Raw genomic sequence first — 19,156 nt, 5'->3', positions numbered from 1 at the left:
GTGTGCGTCTCTGTGGTGGTGGGGGTGTGTGTTTGTTTTGTTTTTTTTCTTTTTGTGGGGGGGGGGGCCCCCCCGCCCCCCCCGCCGGGCGCCGCGCCCCCCCCCCCCCCCCCCCCCCCCCCCCCCCCCCCCGCCCCACTCGTCAGAGGTACTGACCGGTGTTGGCCACCGTGTCGATGGAGCGCCCGGTGTCCGCGCCCTGCTTTCCGGTCACCAGGGTGCGGATGAAGACGATCCGCTCGCCCTTCTTACCGGAGATCCGAGCCCAGTCGTCGGGGTTGGTCGTGTTCGGCAGGTCCTCGTTCTCCTTGAATTCGTCCACACAAGCCTGGAGCAGGTGGGCGACCCGAAGACCCTTCTGGTTGTGGTCGAGGAAGTCCTTGATGGCCATCTTCTTGGCCCGGTCGACGATGTTCTGGATCATCGCTCCGGAATTGAAGTCCTTGAAGTACAGGACCTCCTTGTCGCCATTGGCATACGTCACCTCAAGGAAGCGATTCTCCTCGGTTTCGGCGTACATCTGCTCGACGACCGTCTGAATCATGCTGTGCACGGCGACGTCGGGCGAACCCTGGTGCTCGGACAGGTCGTCTCCGTGTAGGGGCAGCGTCGCCTTGAGGTACTTGGCGAAGATGTCCTTGGCCGCTTCGGCGTCGGGGCGCTCGATCTTGATCTTCACGTCGAGGCGACCGGGCCGCAGGATGGCCGGATCGATCATGTCCTCGCGGTTGGAGGCGCCGATCACGATGACGTTCTCCAGGCCCTCCACACCGTCGATCTCGGCCAGCAGCTGGGGGACGATGGTGTTCTCCACGTCCGAGCTGACGCCCGATCCACGGGTGCGGAAGAGCGACTCCATCTCGTCGAAGAAGACGATGACGGGGGTGCCCTCGCTGGCCTTCTCCCGCGCACGCTGGAAGACCAGGCGGATGTGGCGCTCGGTCTCGCCGACGTACTTGTTGAGGAGCTCGGGGCCCTTGATGTTGAGGAAGTACGACTTCCCCGCGGGCTGCCCGGTCACCTCGGCGACCTTCTTGGCAAGGGAGTTGGCGACCGCCTTGGCGATGAGCGTCTTGCCGCAGCCAGGGGGGCCGTACAACAGTACGCCCTTGGGCGGGCGCAGTTCGTGCTCCTTGAAGAGGTCCGGGTAGAGGTAGGGGAGCTCGACCGCGTCACGGATCAGCTCGATCTGGTTGCCCAGGCCGCCGATCTTGTCGTAGTCGATGTCCGGGACCTCTTCGAGGACCAGTTCCTCGACCTCGCTCTTGGGCACGATCTCGTAGACGTAGCCGGAGCGGGGTTCGAGCAGCAGGGCGTCGCCGGCGCGGATGGTGACGTCCAGCAGCGGCTCGGCGAGCCGCACCACCCGCTCCTCGTCGGTGTGCCCGATCACCAGGGCGCGCTCGCCGTCCTCCAGGATCTCCTTGAGGGTGACGATGTCCCCGGCGCGCTCGAACTCCATGGCCTCGACCACGTTCAGCGCTTCGTTGAGCATGACCTCTTGGCCACGCCGGAGGTCCTCCGGGTCCACGCTGGGGCTGACGTTCACCCGGAGCTTGCGGCCCCCGGTGAAGATGTCGACGGTGCCGTCCTCGTTCGCCTGCAGGAAGACACCGAATCCGGCCGGCGGCTGGGCGAGCCGGTCGACTTCCTCCTTGAGGGCCACGATCTGGTCGCGGGCCTCACGGAGCGTGTTGGCGAGCCGTTCGTTCTGCGCGGATACGCCGGCCAGGTTGGTCTGGAGCTCGACGATCCGCTCTTCGAGAATTCTCGTGTGCCGCGGAGAGTCGGCGAGCTTACGTCGCAGGACGGCGATTTCCTGCTCTAGATAGGCAACCTGACCGGCGGGGTCTTCAGACCCCCGCCCCGGCCGGATGCCGCGGTTGATGTCGTCGTCGTGGGCTGCCACGGTCCTCACCTCCTCCAAGGGGAGCTGGACGCTTCCTGACCCTACCTGGGCTGGTGGTGATTGAAACCCCTAGATCACAAAGACGGTAGGGGCGTGTCCGATCTTCACCCTTGCGTACTCCCTCACGCCAGGGAAATACCCACCCATCAACATCGGAAAGCAGCCGGTTGTAAGGTCGAACCGTTCAACACCCATCAAGCCTGGCGCGACTTGCGTCAGACAAGGTCACAGAACCAGCAGGGAACGGCAGGAGACATGAGCGTGCAGCAAGGGCAGGACCTGCTGGAAGTCTGGATCGACCAGGACCTGTGCACGGGCGACGGGATCTGCGTGCAGTACGCGCCGGAGGTCTTCGAACTCGACATCGACGGGCTCGCCTACGTCAAGGGCACCGAAGAGGAACTGCTACAGGCCCCCGGCGCGACAACACCCGTTCCACTGCCGCTCCTCCAGGACGTCGTGGACTCCGTCAAGGACTGCCCGGGCGAGTGCATCCACGTGCGGCGCGTGACCGACCAGGTCGAGGTCTACGGACCCGAGGCCGACTGAGCGAGGCCGGCTCGATCCTCCGCGAACTCCGGCACCCAGAGTGAACGATCACCCACCCTGGGATCCGTCGGGAGCCGCCTCCTTCAGGAATTTCCCTCCGTCCCAGCGCCACTTGGCCGCCAGCACCTCATCAGGGCAGCAGCGCGGGACCTCGGTCGAGGAGTAGCCAAGGAGGGTGGCGGTGACCGCGCCGTCGCGTACCGCGACACCGGTCGCGTTCTTTCGTTCGGCGGGATCGAGCAGGGTGGCCACCACCCGGGCCTCACCTGCCTCGCCCCTGGTCAGCACGTACACCCCGTCCGGTGGGGTTCCGGATCCCGCTTCGCAGCCGACCACGGCCACGGTCTCGGGCCTGCCGTCACCGTCGAGGTCACCGCTGGTCGCGGCGCTGACCTTCTGCGGGGCTCCGTGACAGTCGAAGGGGTACGCGATGCCGGCCGGATCGGGGGCGGTCACCACGGGCGTCGGCCCCCGCCCGGAGCCGGGGCGGGCCTCGGAGACCGTGGCCGTCGCCTGATCGGGTTGGACGAACCCTGCGAGCGCGACGACGGCAGCCAGGGCCGCGGCGGTCGCGACCCAGTGCACGGCGGTGGCGCGGGTGTGGGCCAGTTCCGGGACGGCGGGGTTGTGCACGCTCGGAGTCTCCAGTGCTGAGGGGCGAGTCAGCATCGTGCCACACCCCCCTGCGCCGTGGAACGCCCGGGTTTGTAAAGCTCGGCGACGGTAGGCGCCTGACCGCCCAACGAAAGGACGTCGCCGCCCCGTTCACCGTCGTGAGACGGGAACGGGGCGGCGACGTCGGGTGTTTGCCGGGAAGTCAGCCGCGCGAGCCGGAACCACCGGACTGGCTGCCGGGACCTTCGTAGTCCTCGCCGTAGGCACCCTTGGCCGGGCGACGCCGGCGCAGCGGGGGCTCGACACCGTCGGCCAGACGCCGGGCGGTGACGAGGAAGCCGGTGTGGCCGATCATCCGGTGGTCCGGGCGGACCGCCAGGCCCTCGACGTGCCAGTTGCGGATCATCGACTCCCAGGGCTGGGGCTCGGCGAAACAGCCGATCTCCCGGATGGACTCGACGGTCCGGGCCAACTGCGTGGTGGTGGCCACGTAGGCACAGAGGATGCCACCGGGGACGAGCGCCTTGGAGACGGCCTCCAGACACTCCCAGGGGGCCAGCATGTCGAGGATCACGCGGTCGACGTCCGTGTCGGACAGGTTGTCCTGGAGGTCGCCGACGGTCAGCTGCCAGGCGGGGTGGGGGCCGCCGAAGTAGCGTTCGACGTTCTCCTTGGCGATGTCCGCGAAGTCGGCCCGGCGCTCATAGCTGTGGAGCATGCCCTGATCGCCGATGGCACGCAGCAGGAAGCTGCTGAGCGAGCCGGACCCCACCCCCGCCTCGACGACGCGGGCGCCGGGGAAGATGTCGGCGAAGGCCAGGATCTGGCCCGCGTCCTTGGGGTAGACCACGGCGGCGCCGCGGGGCATGGACAGGACGTAGTCGGGGAGCAGGGGGCGCAGCGCAAGGTAGGCGACGTTCCCCGTGGTACGGACAACACTGCCCTCGGGAGCGCCGATCAGCTCGTCGTGCGGGAAGGAACCCTTGTGGGTGTGGAAGTTCTTCCCGGCTTCGAGCGTGAACGTGTAGTGGCGTCCCTTGGGGTCGGTGAGCTGGACCTGGTCCCCGACCTTGAAGGGCCCGCGTCGGCGGGCGGCACCGGTCGGTTCGGACATACGACCAGCCTACCGGGCACTAGGTGGTGGGTCGTGCCATGGCCCGGACGAAGGCCTTCTCCACGTCCGCCGCGGAGAGCACCCCGTAGATGGCTCCGCTGGACTCCAGGACGAGGTATTCGGTGGCCGGGTGGGTGCGCAGGGTGTCGAGGAGTTCCTCGCCGCCGAGCTCCGCGGAAACCTTCATGCCCTCGGTGAGGTCCTGGGCGAGGGAACTGACCGCGACCCAGGGTCGACGGTGTTCCGGGATGCCCACGATGGCGCTCTCGCGGACCAGCGCGGTGGGGTCGCCGAGCCCGTCGACGACCACCAGGGCCCGCGCCCCGGCCTCGTTGGCGCGGCGCAGGGCCTCGGAGAGTGGGGTGGCGGACTCCACTGGGACCGCACGACGGGTGAGGGTGCGGGCGCGCAGGTCGGGGAGGCGTTCGCGTAGCCGGGCCATCCGGAGGCTGTTGCCCGCCCCGGTCCAGATGATCGCGGCGAGGATGGCGGCCAACAGGGCATCGGTGACGGTGTCCATGCCGCCGATGGCCTCGGTGTCGTTGCCGAGCAGGCCGGTGTGGGTCAGCATCGGCAGTCCCAGCAGCACCGTCACGGCCAGGCCACGGCCGACCCAGGCAGCGGCGACCGTACCGTGCATGGGCTTGCCCGTGATGCCCCAGACGACAGCGCGGAGCATCCGGCCTCCGTCCAGGGGAAGACCCGGCAACAGGTTGAAGGCGGCGACGATCAGGTTGGAGATCATCAGACCGGCGAGCAGGACGCCGGGGACGGTCCCGGGCTCGACGGCCTGCATGCCGGCGTAGAAGACTCCCGCGAGGACCAGCGAGAGCAACGGGCCGACGAAAGCGAGGACGAATTCGCGCCCCGGCGTCTCGGATTCCTTCTCGATCTCGGAGACACCGCCGAAGAACTGCAGCTGGATGCGCCTCACCGGCAGCTTGAAGCGGAGCGCGGCGACGGTGTGGGCCAGTTCGTGGACGAGGACGGACGCGTAGAAGGCGACGGCGAAGAACAGCGAGACGAGGTAGCGGGCCGCGCCCAGCTCGGGCAGGATGCGGTCGAGCTGGCCGCCGAACACCCAGGTGATCAGTGCGGCGACGAGGAACCAGCTGGGTGCGACGTATACGGGCACACCGAAGGGCCGGCCCATCAGGATGCCGCCGCCGGGCGACTTGCCGCCGGTTCCCTTGCCGCCGGAGCGGGGCCCTTGGTTCTCGCCGCTGCGGTTGCTGTCGGCGCTATTGGCCACGATGCCCCTTCATTCGGATCATTCGGATCTTTGGATCGCTGTCCCTCAGGGTCGCACGGTGTGATACCTCGATCATGCAGTGCGAGGGGGTTCGGCGTCGATGGTATGTGCGCGCTGTCGGTGTCCGGCCTTAGGGTCTTGTGCCATGACCAAGAGTCCCGGTACCGGACCCGCCGACGCCGCCAGGCCCACCTCGCTCTCCCCGTCCCGGGCGAGCGACTTCATGCAGTGCCCTCTGCTGTACCGGTTCCGGGTCATCGACAGACTGCCGGAGAAGCCCAGTGAAGCGGCTACCCGGGGAACCCTGGTGCATGCGGTGCTGGAGCGCCTCTTCGACCACCCGGCTCAGGAGCGGACGGCACCCCGGGCCGCGTCCTTGATCCCGGGCCAGTGGACCCGGTTGGTGGAGTCGAAGCCGGAGCTGGCGGAGCTGTTCGCCGAGGATCCGGGCGGGGAGCGCCTGGCACGGTGGTTGGAGGAGGCGCAGTCGCTGGTGGAGCGCTGGTTCTCGCTGGAGGACCCGACGCGGCTGGAGCCGGTGGAGCGGGAGTTCTTCGTGGAGACCGAGCTGGACTCGGGGCTGCGGCTGCGCGGGATCATCGACCGGGTGGATGTCGCTCCCTCCGGCGAAGTGCGGATCGTCGACTACAAGACCGGCAGGGCACCCCGCCCGGAGTACGCCGAGGGCGCCCTGTTCCAGATGAAGTTCTACGCACTGGTGGTCTGGCGACTCAAGGGCGTGGTGCCGCGGCGGCTGCAGCTGGTCTACCTCGGCTCGGGCGACGTGGTGACGTATGACCCGGTGATCGCGGACCTGGAACGGGTCGAGCGCAAACTGCTGGCGCTCTGGGAGGCGATCTCGGAGGCGACCGCGACCGGTGACTGGCGACCCCGACCGACGAAGCTGTGCGGTTGGTGCGATCACCGCGCGCTGTGTCCGGAGTTCGGCGGTACTCCCCCGGCGTATCCGCTGGTGATCGCCCCGCGGGACGGCTCGGAGCGCCCGGCGCAGCCCTGAGCAGGTCTCCAGGGCAGAATGGGCGCGGTCTAACGAAGGAGTTTTCCGTGGCGATCCGCGTCCTGCTGGTGGACGACCAGCCGCTCCTGCGCACCGGTTTCCGGATGATCCTGGAGGCGGAGCAGGAACTGGTGGTGGTAGGTGAGGCAGGAGACGGCCTCCAGGCCCTGGACCAGGTACGGGCGCTGCAGCCCGACGTGGTGTTGATGGACATCCGGATGCCCCGGATGGACGGGGTGGAGGCCACCCGTCAGATCACCGGCCCTGACCGGTCCGGGCCGGCGAAGGTGCTGGTTTTGACCACCTTCGATCTGGACGAGTACGTGGTGGAGGCGCTGCGGGCGGGCGCCAGCGGATTCCTGCTCAAGGACGCCCCGGCCCACGAGCTGGTGCAGGCGATCCGGGTGGTGGCGGCGGGCGAGGCCATGCTCGCGCCGAGCATCACCCGGCGTTTGCTGGACAAGTACGCCGATCACCTGCCCACCGGCGAGGAGTCGGCCCCCCATTCGTTGGGGACACTGACCGAACGCGAGGTGGAGGTGCTGAAGCTGGTGGCCCGCGGGCTGTCCAACGCGGAGATCGCGGCGGACCTGTTCGTGAGCGAGACCACCGTGAAGACGCACGTCGGTCATGTGCTGACGAAGTTGGGGCTACGGGACCGTGTGCAGGCGGCCGTGTACGCGTACGAGAGCGGCCTGGTGCGGCCGGGGAACAGCTAGGTTCCACGGCCGCACCAGGCCGGCGGGCTCGGCGTGGCGGCGCCAGCCGCGGGCGGCGCCGTCAGCCCTTGCTGATCTCCCAGAACCGGAAGACCGTCGAGGCGTCCAGCGACCACTGCAGGCCGCTGACGTTCTCGCGGGAGACGGCGTACGACTTGCTCTGCCACAGCGGGATGACGGGCAGTTCGTCGGCGACGATGTCCTGGAGCTTCCCGAAGTCCGTCTCGGCAGCCGAGCGGTCGGACAGCGCGGACGTCTTGGGGATGATCTGACCCGTGATCGTGCTGTTGTCGTAGTTGTTGTCGAGGACGTTGCCCTTACCGAAGAACGGCTGGGTGAAGTTGTCAGGGTCCGGGTAGTCGGGGACCCAACCCTTCACGTAGACGCCGTACTTGCCGGCGGAGATGTCCTTCTCGTACTTCTCGTAGTCGACGGACTTGACCTCGGCGTCGAACAGCCCGCTGCTGTTGAGCTGCTTGGCGATGAGGGCGAACTCCTGGTCCGTGGAGGGCCCGAACCGGGTCGGGGTGGACCACAGGGTCAACTTGACCTTGTCGGTGATACCGGCCTTGCGCAGGACCTGCTTGGCCTGGTCGGGCTTGGGGCTGTCTCCGTAGCGGTCGAAGAAGGCCGTGTTGTGGGCGGCGATGCCCGAGGGGATCATCGAGTACAGCGGGGTGACGGTGTCGTGGTAGACCTCGCTGACCAGGGCCTCACGGTCGATCAGGTAGGCGATCGCCTTGCGGACGGGCAGCTGGCTGACGATCGGGGCCTTGACGTTGAAGACGAGGTACTCGACCTCGGCGCCGGTGCCCTGGATCACGTCGAGGTTGGCTTCGTTGGAGCCGCCCTTGCCGAGGGCCGCGATGTCCTTGGCGGCCAGGCCGCGGAAGGCGAAGTCGATGTCGCCGTCTTCCAGGGCGGCCTTGAGGTTCTCCTCGTCGTTCTTGAAGAACTTCAGGGTGACGCCCTTGTTCTTGGGCTTGGCACCGCCCTTGTACTTCTCGTTGACGGAGAAGACCGCCTCCTGCTCGCCGTAGGAGTCGAGCTTGTAGACGCCCGATCCGATCGCCTTGCCGTCGGTGCGCAGTTCGTCCGCCGGGTACTCGGTGTGGTCGACGATCGAGCCGGCACCCGAGGCGATCTTGCTGGGGAAGGTCGCGTCGGAGGACTTCAGGTGGAAGACCACGGTCTTGTCATCGGGGGTGTCGATGCTCTTGATCGAGGCGAGCATGACGGCCGGGCCGTTCTCGTCGTTGATCTTCAGCGTGCGCTCGAAGGAGTACTTGACGTCCTTGGCCGTCAGGTCGTTGCCGTTGCTGAAGGTCAGACCGCTGCGCAGGGTGCAGCGGTAGACCGTGCTGTTGCCGCCCTCGAAGGCGCAGTTCTCGGCCGCGTCGGGAACCGGGGTGGTGCCGCCCTTGGGGAAGCTCAGCAGCGACTGGTAGACGTTGTTGAACAGCAGCCAGGAACCGGGGTCGTAGCCCGTCGCCGGGTCGGTGGCCTTGACTTCGTCGGACATGCCCATGAGCATCGCGCCGCCGGCTCCGGCCGCGGCATCCTTCTCGGTGCCACAGCCGCTGAGAACGGTTGCCGCGAGCACTGCTCCGAGCGGAGCCGCCAGCCACTGGTTACGAGTCTTCACGGACGTGCCTCACTGTCTTGACTGACTGTTTCTTGTTTGCTGCCGGCGCGCGGACCCGCGGCCGTTTGTCGGTGGTTCATCAGCTGGTGCCGCGGCCGAGTTCCCACAGTTGGAGTTCGGAGATGGTATTCAGTGACCACTCCACCCCGGTGATGCCTTCCCAGGCCGCGACGTACTGCTTGCCCTGCCACAGCGGCAGGACGGGCACGTCTTCGGCAACGAGGTCCTGGATCTTGTTGAAGGCGCCGGCAGCCGCGTTCCGGTCAACGGCCCGCCGGGAGTCGGGGATCAGCTTGCCGCGGATCGTGTTGTTCACGTAGGGCGTGCCGAGGAAGTTGTCGGTGTCGAGGAAGGGCGCGACGAAGTTGTCCGGATCCGGGAAGTCCGGGAACCATCCGAGGCCGTAGACGGCGAACTCGCCCTCCTTCTGCGCCGGTCGGAACTGCGCCCAGGCGGTGCCCTGCACGTCCACGTCGAACAGCTTGGTCGCCGAGAGTTGCTTCTTCAGGAGCTCGAACTCGGCAGCGGTACCGTCACCGTAGTGATCAGTGGTGTAGTGCAGCGTGAGCTTGACCGGGGTCTTCACCTTGGCCTCGCGCAACAGGGCCGCCGCCTTCTGCTGGTCGCCCCCCTCGCCGTACTGGTTGAAGAAGGAGTTCACATGGCCACTGACGCTGGAGGGGATCAGTGAGTACAGCGGTTCGGCGGTCTTGCCGTACACGTCCTCGGTGAGCTCGCGGCGGTTGACGACCGCGGCGATCGCTTGCCGGACCGCCTTCTCGCCGACGGCCTCGTCCTCGGTGTCGAAGCCGAGGTAGCGGATCTCCAGCCCGTGCTGTTCCACGAGCTTGACGCCCTGGGCGGGCGTCTGTTGCTGCTGCTTGATCTGCTCGGGCGACAGGCTCCGGGCCGCGACGTGAACGGCTCCGGAGGAGACGGCCTCGTTCATGGCCTCGGAGTCCGCGAAACTGCGCAGCACGACCTTGTCGTTCTTGACCTTCAGGTCACCCCGGTACTTGGGGTTCTTGGTGAAGACCGCGCGGACCATCTCGTCCCCGTCGACTTCGGCCTTCATCGTGTACGGGCCGGAACCGTCGACCTCGAAGCCCGCCCGGAGCCTCGTGGCCTCATAGGTCTTGCTGTTGACGATCCCGGCGGCGGGGGTCGAGAGCTTGTACGGGAAGGTCGCGTCCGGGCTCTTGAGGTGGAAGACCACCTCGTCGCCGCCCTTGATCTCGATGGCGTCGAGGGTGGAGAGCAGCGTTGCCGGGCCGTTCTCGTCCTTGATGGCGAGGACCCGTTCGATGGAGAACTTGACGTCCTGCACGGTGATCGGGTCGCCGTTGGCGAACTCCAGGCCCTTGCGCAGGGTGCAGCGGTAGCTCTCGTTGGTCCGGTCGGTGAAGCGGCACTGCGAGGCCGCTTCGGGCACCGGCTCCCCGCCGCCGCGGGGTATGTGCATCAGCGTCTGCACGGTCTGGCGCAGGACGTTCCAGGCGCCGGCGTCATAGGCGTGCGCGGGGTCGAAGGGAGCGGGAGCGTCATCAGCGGTCTGGAACCGGTCGGTGGTGCCCACCACGATCGCGCCGTCGCTCGACGCCCCACCGGTCGCCGTGCCACAGCCGGCCAGTACGGGGGTGAGCAGGCCGGCGGTGGCCAGCACCAGGATCTTGCGGTTCATCTAACGGAGTTCTCCCTCAACCGGCACTTGGTTCACTGCGGCGAAAAGGGCACTTCGCTGCGGACCGCCCGTTCAGGGCGCAACGATCGGGCCGGTGCAAGACGATCGGTCCACGCAGACCTGCACGGGGTGTGTGTCAGGGCCACGGAGGTGCGGCGAAGTACCCACTAATGACCTTAGTGGGCCCGGCAGGGGTGGCTGGAACTAGCCGGAAGGGCTGCGAGTTCGCCCGTAATCGCACGGTGATGACCGCGCTCCTCGCTGCTGATGTCGGACAGCGGAAGGATTGGGACAGCGATCAATCAATGCGGACACAAGGGAATACTCTGAGCCGCCGAAACCGGAGCGAACGCCCCGTGGCGGGTGACCAAGGTCACCCGCCACGGATGGGGATCGAATGGAGAATTCCGGTCCGCACTGGCTTGGACCGCACGAATTGCGGGAGACCTGGGTGCCAGACGGGCGGCATTCCGATGAATCGAAGGTGTCGAGGTCAGTTCATCCCTGCGATCAGCCCTCGGAGAAAAGTCAGGTCCACGTCCTCCAAAGAGCCCACCACGGTACGGCCCGGGGCCGGCAGGATGCCGGTCACCGAGGGCACCGCCACGACCCGACAGCCGGCAGCCTCAGCCGCGGCCACACCGGTGGCGGTGTCCTCGATGACGGCGCACCGCGAAGGGTGTGCGCCCAACCCCTTGGCCGCCAGCAGGTACGGGTCGGGGTGCGGCTTGGTGCGACCGACCTCGTCTCCGGCGATGCTCAGAGCGAACCGCTCGGGGCCCAGCGACCGCAGCACCCGGTCGATGATCTCGCGATGGGAGGCCGAGACCAGTGCGGTCGGCACGTTGTGCCGGGCCAGTTCTGCGAGCAGCCTCTCGGCACCGGGCATCAGGGGCACACCGCGGGAGATGCGGTCCACGAAGGACTCGTTGAGCAGCACGGTCAGTTCGGCCAGGGTGATCTCGGCGCCGGTCGCCTGGATCAGGTAGCCGGCGCTGCGGGTCATCGGGCCGCCCACGACGACGTCCCGCCAGGACTCGTCGAGGGGGTGCCCAAGAGCAGCGAAGACCTCCACCTCGGCGTCCCACCAGAACCCCTCGGTGTCCACGAGGGTGCCGTCCATGTCGAGCAGAACGGCCTGGAGGGCCGAGCCGTCGGCCGTTCTGGCCATGGGCGCGGGGACCGTGCTGGTCATGCGGCACACCTCCGTGAGGGGAACGAACAGGCCGGCCGCCTTCCCCTGCGGGGGACCCCCGGGGGAACAGGCGACCGGCCTGTGTGGGACCGACAAGTGTACGTCCGACCGTCGCGTGGTGCGCGGTAGCTTCCCCATGGACTCGCCGGCCCCCTGGGACCGGGGGCCGGCGGGAGCTCCGTCGGGCGGCTACCGGGCGTTGAAGTACTTCGCCTCGGGGTGGTGGATGACGATGGCGTCGGTGGACTGCTCCGGGTGGAGTTGGAACTCCTCGGAGAGGTGTACGCCGATCCGTTCGGGCCCGAGCAGCTCGGCGATCTTGGCTCGGTCTTCCAGGTCGGGGCACGCCCCGTAGCCGAGGGAGAAGCGTGCGCCCCGGTACTTGAGGTCGAACATCTCCTCCACCCTGGACGGGTCCTCACCGCCGAAGCCGAGTTCGGCACGCACCCGGGCGTGCCAGTACTCGGCCAGCGCCTCCGCCAACTGCACTGACAAGCCGTGCAGTTCGAGGTAGTCCCGGTAGGAGTCAGCCGCGAAGAGCCCGGCGGTGGCCTCACCGATCCTGGAGCCGACCGTGACCACCTGCAGGCCGACGACATCGGTCTCCCCCGAGTCCTCGGGACGGAAGAAGTCAGCGAGGCACAGCCGCTTCCCGCGCCGCTGGCGCGGGAAGGTGAACCGGGTGCGCTCGTTGCCCTGCTCATCCAGGACGATCAGGTCCTCGCCCTTGGACACACAGGGGAAGTAGCCGTAAACCACGGCCGCCTCCAGCAGGTTCTCGGTGTGGAGCTTCTCCAGCAGACCGCGCAGCCGGGGGCGCCCCTCGGTCTCCACGAGCTCTTCGTAGCTGGGGCCGCCCGCCCGAGCCTGCTTCAGCCCCCACTGGCCCTTGAAAAGCGCGCCTTCGTCCAACCAGGAGGCGTAGTCCTTCAGACCGATGCCCTTGACGACCCGGGTGCCCCAGAACGGCGGCGTGGGTACCGGGTTGTCGACGGCCACGTCGGACCGGCCGCCGGGCTCCTGCGGCTCCTCGGGCGCGGCCAGCGGGGTGTCCCGCCGTGCGACGCGGCGCTGTTTCAGCTCGGGCAGGGTGGCACCGGGCACTCCGCGCTTGACTGCGATGAGCGCGTCCATCAGCCGCAGCCCTTCGAATGCGTCGCGGGCGTAGCGGACCTCGCCCTCGTAGATCTCGTGGAGGTCCTGTTCCACATAGGCCCGGGTGAGGGCGGCGCCGCCGAGGATGACCGGGTAGGTGGCCGCCAACTTGCGCTGGTTGAGCTCCTCCAGGTTCTCCTTCATGATCACCGTCGACTTCACGAGCAGCCCGGACATGCCGATGACGTCGGCCCGGTGTTCCTCGGCGGCTTCCAGGATCGCCGAGACTGGCTGCTTGATACCGATATTGACCACGTTGTAGCCGTTGTTGGACAAGATGATGTCGACGAGGTTCTTGCCGATGTCGTGGACGTCACCGCGGACGGTGGCCAGCACGATGGTGCCCTTGCCCTCTGCGTCCGCCTTCTCCATGTGCGGCTCCAAGTAGGCGACCGCGGCCTTCATCACCTCAGCGGACTGGAGCACGAAGGGGAGCTGCATCTGACCGGACCCGAACAGTTCACCGACGACCTTCATCCCCTCAAGCAGGGTGTCGTTGACGATGTCGAGGGCCGGCCGGGTCTGGAGGGCCTCGTCGAGGTCCGCCTCCAGACCGTTCTTCTCACCGTCGATGATGCGGCGCTGAAGCCTCTCGTCCAACGGCAGGGCCAGCAGTTCCTCGGCCCGCCCGGCCTTCATCGACTTGGTGGTGGCGCCCTCGAAGAGCTCCATCAGCTTCTGCAGCGGGTCGTATCCCTCCGCCCGCCGGTCGTAGACCAGGTCCAGGCACGTGCGCACCTGCTCCTCGTCCAGCCGGGCGATGGGCAAGATCTTGGAGGCGTGGACGATCGCCGAGTCGAGGCCGGCCTTGACGCACTCGTCGAGGAAGACGGAGTTCAAGACGATGCGGGCGGCGGGGTTGAGGCCGAACGAGATGTTCGACAGGCCGAGGGTCGTCTGCACATCGGGGTGGCGACGCTTGAGTTCCCGGATCGCCTCGATGGTGGCGACGCCGTCACCCCGGGACTCCTCCTGGCCCGTACAGATGGTGAACGTCAGGCAGTCGATGAGGACGTCACACTCGCGGATCCCCCAGTTGCCGGTGAGATCGGCGATGAGCCGCTCGGCGACGGCCACCTTGTGCTCGACGGTTCGGGCCTGGCCCTCCTCGTCGATGGTGAGCGCGATCAGGGCCGCACCGTGCTCCTGGGCGAGGCTGGTGACCTGTGCGAAACGGGAGTTCGGGCCGTCACCGTCCTCGTAGTTCACCGAGTTGATCACGGCGCGGCCACCGAGCTTTTGCAGTCCGGCCCTGATGACCGGGACCTCGGTGGAGTCCAGCACGATCGGCAGGGTTGAGGCGGTCGCGAACCGGCCAGCCAGCTCCTCCATGTCGGCGACGCCGTCACGCCCCACGTAGTCGACGCACAGGTCGAGCATGTGCGCGCCTTCGCGGATCTGGTCGCGGGCCATCTCCACGCAGTCGTCCCAGCGGGCGTCGAGCATCGCCTCACGGAACTTCTTCGAGCCGTTGGCATTGGTCCGCTCGCCGATCGCCATGTACGAGGTGTCCTGGCGGAACGACACGGTCTGGTAGAGCGAGGACGCGCCGGGCTCCGGCCGCGCCTGACGCTGCCCCGGAGTGAGGCCACGGACCCGCTCGACCACCTGTCGCAGGTGCTCGGGGGTGGTGCCGCAGCAACCACCCACCAGGGACAGCCCGTACTCGCGCACGAAGGTCTCCTGGGCGTCGGCGAGCTCGGGGGCGGTCAGCGGGTAGTGCGCGCCGTCCTTGCCGAGCACGGGCAGGCCCGCATTGGGCATGCAGGAGAGCGGGATCCGGGCGTTGCGGGCGAGATAGCGCAGGTGTTCGCTCATCTCGGCCGGGCCGGTGGCGCAGTTCAGACCGATCATGTCGATGCCGAGCGGCTCCAGCGAGGTCAGTGCGGCACCGATCTCCGAGCCCAGCAGCATCGTCCCGGTGGTCTCCACCGTGACGGAGCAGATGACCGGCACGCTCAGCCCGAGGGCGTCGAGGGCGCGGCGGGCACCGACCACCGAGGACTTGGTTTGCAGCAGGTCCTGGGTGGTCTCGATGAGCAGCGCGTCTGCGCCGCCGGCCAGCAGGCCCTCCGCGTTGGCCTGGTAGGCGTCCCGGACTGTCTCGTAGGAGATGTGGCCGAGCGTCGGCAGCTTGGTGCCCGGGCCGATGGAGCCCAGTACCCAGCGCTGCTGTCCGGTGGCGGCGGTGAACTCGTCGGCGACCTGGCGGGCGATCCGCGCGCCGGACTCGGACAGCTCGTGGATGCGCTCGGGGATGTCGTACTCGCCCAGCGCCGAGTGGTTGGCTCCGAAGGTGTTGGTCTCCACGCAGTCCACACCCACGGAGAAGTACGCCTCGTGCACGGAACGTACGATGTCCGGGCGCGTGACGTTGAGGATCTCGTTGCACCCTTCGAGGTTCTGGAAGTCCTCAAGGGTGGGATCCTGCGCCTGGAGCATCGTCCCCATGGCCCCGTCGGCCACCACCACACGGGTGGCCAGGGCTTCGCGGAGGGCGTCCGCCCGGGTCTGGGCGTCGGTGGGCGAGGTCGGCAACGAGGCCATGGATGTGCTCCCTGGAATGCGACGGCTGTCGGCTTTGCACCTTCTGCTCGAAGGTGCACGGGCTCAGAGTAACCACGTGAGCCGCGAGCCGGTGAAGGCGTCCCACGGGCCGGACGGCATTCTGTGGCCGGGCGCGCCACAGGGGGTGTGCAGCGGGACGCGGCCTTGACAGACTTTCCCAAGAGTGCGCGAGGTCGACATCGACCGATACTGTTCAGCATTGTCGAACTGTATTTGCGCTAGATCATCAGGAGGCTGCGCGATGGCACGGAACATCCAGTCGCTCGAAAGAGCTGCTGCGATGCTGCGGCTCCTCGCGGGCGGTGAGCGCCGGCTCGGCTTGTCCGACGTGGCATCCGCCCTCGGGCTGGCCAAGGGCACGGCCCACGGGATCCTGCGCACCCTGCAGGCCGAGGGCTTCGTCGAACAGGACGCCGCTTCCGGGCGCTACCAGTTGGGAGCCGAGCTCCTCCGGCTCGGGAACAGCTATCTCGACGTGCACGAGCTGCGGGCACGGGCGCTGGTGTGGACGGACGATCTCGCCCGGGCCAGCGGAGAGAGCGTCTACGTCGGCGTGCTCCACAATAACGGGGTGCTGATCATGCACCACGTCTTCCGGCCGGACGACAGCCGCCAGGTGCTGGAGGTGGGCGCCATGCAGCCGCTGCACTCCACGGCCCTCGGCAAGGTCCTGTCCGCCTACGACCCGGTAGCCCACAGTCAGGCGCTGGAGAACGAGCGCGCAGCCTTCACGCCGAAGACGGTGACGGAGCCCTCGGGCTTCGAGTCCCTCCTGGACCTGACCCGCGCCCGGGGATGGGCATCCGACGTCGAGGAGACCTGGGACGGGGTCGCCTCCATCGCGGCCCCCATCCACGACCGCCGCCGGATGCCGGTGGGCGCGGTGGCGGTGGCCGGCGCGGTGGAACGGGTCTGCGGGCTCGACGGTGAGCTGCGCTCCGACCTGATCGCCTCCGTGCGGGACTGCGCCCGCTCCGTCTCCCGGGACCTGGGCGCCGGCCGCTTCTGACCCTCGAAGTCGCCCGTCCCTTTACACCCCACAGCGGGACTCACCCACCAGACCGAATAGTTTCGGCCACCGACGGGGGGTCTGCGCGCACCCTGGGTTTGCGCACCCTCGACGACGGGGGACCTTCGCGACCCGGGGGTTTGACCGTCACACCCCCTGGTAACGATCCGGAATTTTGGGGGTTCGAACCCTTGACGCACTCCTTAACCGGGCGGAAAACTGCCGTTCACCGGTCGGCATTGTCGAACACCTAACGGCAATACGCGCTAGAGTGTGGCGACGCCAAGGACCGGATCGCACTCACCCGAGTGCGCGGCCACCGGACGGGACCCGGTGAACCGCCCACCCCCTGGACGTAGGCAAAGGAGTCGCGGGTGTCCAGCTCCGACATCTTCATCGGCGAGACCATCGGTACCGCCCTGCTCGTGCTGCTCGGCGGTGGCGTCTGCGCCGCCGTGACCCTCAAGAGCTCCAAGGCCCGCAACGCGGGCTGGGTGGCCATCACCTTCGGGTGGGGCTTCGCGGTGCTCATCGGCGCATACGTCGCCGCGCCGAAGTCCGGCGCCCACCTCAACCCGGCGGTCACCGTCGGCATCGCCATCCAGACCGGCGAGTGGGGCGACGTTCCCGTCTACTTCGCAGGTCAGCTGCTGGGCGCCATGATCGGCGCAGTGCTGATGTGGATCACTTACTACGGACAGTTCAGCGCCCACCTGAACGACCCCGACCTGCGTCCGGACCTGAGCCAGCCCGCCGGCCCCGTGCTCGGCATCTTCTCCACCGGCCCGGAGATCCGCAACACGGTCCAGAACCTCGCCACCGAGATCATCGGCACCGCCGTCCTGGTGCTGGCCATCTTGACCCAGGGCCTCAACGGTGACGGCAAGGGCCTCGGCGTCATCGGCGTACTGATCACCGCCTTCGTGGTGGTCGGCATCGGCCTCTCGCTCGGTGGCCCGACCGGCTACGCCATCAACCCGGTGCGCGACCTCGGTCCGCGTATCGTCCACTCCCTGCTGCCGCTGCCCAACAAGGGCGGCTCGGATTGGGGATACTCCTGGATCCCGGTGGTCGGCCCGCTGCTCGGTGCCGCACTCGCCGGTGGTCTGTACAAGATCGCGTTCGTCTGATTCCGCCGCACGATCAGCCAGATTCGACTTCTCCACTCGACTTGCCAGGAGCAGACCTCATGACCACGAGCACCGGCCCGTTCATCGCGGCCATCGACCAGGGCACCACCTCCAGCCGCTGCATCGTCTTCGACCGCGACGGACGCATCGTCTCCGTCGACCAGAAGGAGCACGAGCAGATCTTCCCCAAGCCGGGCTGGGTGGAGCACGACGCCTCCGAGATCTGGACCAACGTCCAGGAGGTCGTCGCCGGAGCCATCAGCAAGGCCGGCATCACCGCCGCGGACGTCAAGGCCGTCGGCATCACCAACCAGCGCGAGACCACCCTGCTGTGGGACAAGAACACGGGTGAGCCGGTGCACAACGCGCTGGTGTGGCAGGACACCCGCACGGACACCCTCTGCAAGGAACTGGGCCGCAACGTCGGCCAGGACCGCTTCCGCCGCGAGACCGGCCTCCCGCTGGCCTCGTACTTCGCCGGCCCGAAGATCCGCTGGCTGCTGGACAACGTCGAGGGCCTGCGGGAGCGCGCCGAGGCCGGCGACATCCTCTTCGGCACCATGGACTCCTGGGTCATCTGGAACCTCACCGGCGGTACCGAGGGCGGCGTACACGTCACCGACGTCACCAACGCCTCCCGCACCATGCTGATGAACCTGCGGGACCTCGCGTGGGACGAGCGGATCGCGGAGTCGATGGGCGTCCCGACCTCGGTCCTTCCCGAGATCCGCTCCTCCGCCGAGGTGTACGGGGTGGTCAAGGACGGCGTCCTGGCCGGCGTCCCGGTCGCCTCGGCACTGGGTGACCAGCAGGCCGCGCTGTTCGGGCAGACCTGCTTCTCCGAGGGCGAGGCCAAGTCCACCTACGGCACCGGAACGTTCATGCTGATGAACACCGGCGACAAGATCATCAACTCCTACAGCGGCCTGCTGACCACGGTCGGCTACCAGATCGGCGACCAGAAGCCGGTCTACGCCCTGGAGGGCTCGATCGCCGTCACCGGTTCGCTGGTGCAGTGGATGCGCGACCAGATGGGCCTGATCAAGTCCGCCGCCGAGATCGAGACGCTCGCCTCCTCGGTCGAGGACAACGGCGGCGCCTACTTCGTGCCCGCCTTCTCCGGCCTGTTCGCCCCGTACTGGCGCTCCGACGCCCGCGGTGTCATCGCCGGCCTCACCCGGTACGTCACCAAGGCGCACATCGCCCGTGCCGTACTGGAGGCCACCGCCTGGCAGACCCGCGAGATCACCGACGCCATGACCAAGGACTCCGGCGTGGAACTGGCCGCCCTGAAGGTCGACGGCGGCATGACCTCCAACAACCTGCTGATGCAGACCCTCTCGGACTTCCTGGACGCCCCCGTGGTGCGCCCGATGGTCGCCGAGACCACCTGCCTCGGCGCCGCCTACGCCGCCGGCCTGGCCGTCGGCTTCTGGCCGGACACCGACGCGCTGCGCGCCAACTGGCGCCGGGCAGCCGAGTGGACCCCCCGCATGGACGCCGACCAGCGGGACCGTGAGTACAAGAACTGGCTCAAGGCCGTCGAGCGGACCATGGGCTGGATCGACGAGGACGAGACCAGCTGACCTTGGTCGGT

14 protein-coding genes are annotated in these 19,156 nt (G+C 68.0%); 6 read left to right on the top strand and 8 right to left on the bottom strand.

The features are described 5' to 3' along the window. Window positions 1-142: 142 nt before the first annotated feature. A complete protein-coding gene (arc, locus tag ACFYMC_RS26810) occupies window positions 143-1,909 on the bottom strand; it encodes a proteasome ATPase (protein ID WP_388529743.1) in 1,767 nt (588 codons plus the stop codon). A 255-nt stretch (window positions 1,910-2,164) separates the two neighbouring features. On the opposite strand from arc, the gene ACFYMC_RS26805 reads away from it, so the two are divergent. Beyond that, on the top strand, window positions 2,165-2,458 hold the full coding sequence (locus ACFYMC_RS26805) for a ferredoxin (protein WP_388529740.1): 294 nt from the start codon (window positions 2,165-2,167) through the stop codon (window positions 2,456-2,458). A 48-nt stretch (window positions 2,459-2,506) separates the two neighbouring features. Here the strand turns inward: ACFYMC_RS26805 and ACFYMC_RS26800 are convergent, their stop codons facing one another. The 3 genes from ACFYMC_RS26800 to ACFYMC_RS26790 form a co-directional block, all read right to left on the bottom strand. Further along, the gene (locus ACFYMC_RS26800) at window positions 2,507-3,091 is read right to left on the bottom strand and encodes a hypothetical protein (protein ID WP_388529737.1); all 585 of its coding nucleotides are present in this window, start codon (window positions 3,089-3,091) and stop codon (window positions 2,507-2,509) included. Between the two features lie 184 nt (window positions 3,092-3,275). Further along, on the bottom strand, window positions 3,276-4,187 hold the full coding sequence (locus ACFYMC_RS26795; protein WP_388529734.1) for a tRNA (adenine-N1)-methyltransferase: 912 nt from the start codon (window positions 4,185-4,187) through the stop codon (window positions 3,276-3,278). 19 nt (window positions 4,188-4,206) lie between these two features. After that, the gene (locus ACFYMC_RS26790) at window positions 4,207-5,439 is read right to left on the bottom strand and encodes a site-2 protease family protein (protein ID WP_388529731.1); all 1,233 of its coding nucleotides are present in this window, start codon (window positions 5,437-5,439) and stop codon (window positions 4,207-4,209) included. Window positions 5,440-5,584: 145 nt separating this feature from the next. Between ACFYMC_RS26790 and ACFYMC_RS26785 the strand changes: the two genes are divergently transcribed. Both ACFYMC_RS26785 and ACFYMC_RS26780 read left to right on the top strand, forming a co-directional pair. Continuing rightward, window positions 5,585-6,457, top strand: coding sequence for a RecB family exonuclease (locus tag ACFYMC_RS26785; RefSeq protein ID WP_388529729.1), 873 nt, complete (start codon window positions 5,585-5,587; stop codon window positions 6,455-6,457). Between the two features lie 47 nt (window positions 6,458-6,504). Continuing rightward, entirely contained in the window at window positions 6,505-7,176 is a 672-nt protein-coding gene (locus ACFYMC_RS26780) for a response regulator (protein WP_388529726.1), read from the top strand. Window positions 7,177-7,237: 61 nt separating this feature from the next. Here ACFYMC_RS26780 and ACFYMC_RS26775 read toward each other — a convergent pair whose 3' ends face one another. The 4 genes from ACFYMC_RS26775 to metH form a co-directional block, all read right to left on the bottom strand. Then, window positions 7,238-8,821, bottom strand: a complete 1,584-nt coding sequence (locus ACFYMC_RS26775) for an ABC transporter substrate-binding protein (protein ID WP_388529724.1) — start codon at window positions 8,819-8,821, stop codon at window positions 7,238-7,240. A gap of 79 nt (window positions 8,822-8,900) precedes the next feature. Continuing rightward, the gene (locus ACFYMC_RS26770; protein WP_388529722.1) at window positions 8,901-10,502 is read right to left on the bottom strand and encodes an ABC transporter substrate-binding protein; all 1,602 of its coding nucleotides are present in this window, start codon (window positions 10,500-10,502) and stop codon (window positions 8,901-8,903) included. 493 nt (window positions 10,503-10,995) lie between these two features. Then, window positions 10,996-11,697 carry an HAD family hydrolase gene (locus ACFYMC_RS26765; protein ID WP_388529719.1) on the bottom strand — a complete coding sequence of 234 codons (702 nt, stop codon included), beginning with the start codon at window positions 11,695-11,697 and terminating at the stop codon, window positions 10,996-10,998. Between the two features lie 189 nt (window positions 11,698-11,886). Next, window positions 11,887-15,399: a methionine synthase gene (gene metH, locus ACFYMC_RS26760; RefSeq protein ID WP_388529716.1), complete on the bottom strand. Its 3,513-nt coding sequence runs from the start codon at window positions 15,397-15,399 to the stop codon at window positions 11,887-11,889. A 262-nt stretch (window positions 15,400-15,661) separates the two neighbouring features. Between metH and ACFYMC_RS26755 the strand changes: the two genes are divergently transcribed. From ACFYMC_RS26755 to glpK, 3 genes are all read left to right on the top strand, one after another. Continuing rightward, window positions 15,662-16,429 carry an IclR family transcriptional regulator gene (locus ACFYMC_RS26755; protein ID WP_388529713.1) on the top strand — a complete coding sequence of 256 codons (768 nt, stop codon included), beginning with the start codon at window positions 15,662-15,664 and terminating at the stop codon, window positions 16,427-16,429. Between the two features lie 374 nt (window positions 16,430-16,803). After that, window positions 16,804-17,559: an MIP/aquaporin family protein gene (locus ACFYMC_RS26750; protein ID WP_388529711.1), complete on the top strand. Its 756-nt coding sequence runs from the start codon at window positions 16,804-16,806 to the stop codon at window positions 17,557-17,559. Window positions 17,560-17,618: 59 nt separating this feature from the next. Further along, window positions 17,619-19,145: a glycerol kinase GlpK gene (gene glpK, locus ACFYMC_RS26745; protein ID WP_388529708.1), complete on the top strand. Its 1,527-nt coding sequence runs from the start codon at window positions 17,619-17,621 to the stop codon at window positions 19,143-19,145. Window positions 19,146-19,156: the final 11 nt, after the last annotated feature.

Source organism: Streptomyces sp. NPDC006879 (assembly GCF_042869595.1).
Lineage (GTDB): Bacteria > Actinomycetota > Actinomycetes > Streptomycetales > Streptomycetaceae > Streptomyces.
This window is presented reverse-complemented; position numbering and strand designations above follow the sequence as displayed.

What these genes read in the sequence shown, in the direction of transcription:
- ACFYMC_RS26770 (WP_388529722.1), bottom strand. Translation starts at nt 10,502, where the DNA reads ATGAACCGCAAGATCCTGGTGCTGGCCACCGCCGGCCTGCTCACCCCC.
- ACFYMC_RS26785 (WP_388529729.1), top strand. Translation starts at nt 5,585, where the DNA reads ATGACCAAGAGTCCCGGTACCGGACCCGCCGACGCCGCCAGGCCCACC.
- ACFYMC_RS26795 (WP_388529734.1), bottom strand. Translation starts at nt 4,187, where the DNA reads ATGTCCGAACCGACCGGTGCCGCCCGCCGACGCGGGCCCTTCAAGGTC.
- ACFYMC_RS26765 (WP_388529719.1), bottom strand. Translation starts at nt 11,697, where the DNA reads ATGACCAGCACGGTCCCCGCGCCCATGGCCAGAACGGCCGACGGCTCG.
- metH (WP_388529716.1), bottom strand. Translation starts at nt 15,399, where the DNA reads ATGGCCTCGTTGCCGACCTCGCCCACCGACGCCCAGACCCGGGCGGAC.
- ACFYMC_RS26805 (WP_388529740.1), top strand. Translation starts at nt 2,165, where the DNA reads ATGAGCGTGCAGCAAGGGCAGGACCTGCTGGAAGTCTGGATCGACCAG.
- ACFYMC_RS26755 (WP_388529713.1), top strand. Translation starts at nt 15,662, where the DNA reads ATGGCACGGAACATCCAGTCGCTCGAAAGAGCTGCTGCGATGCTGCGG.
- glpK (WP_388529708.1), top strand. Translation starts at nt 17,619, where the DNA reads ATGACCACGAGCACCGGCCCGTTCATCGCGGCCATCGACCAGGGCACC.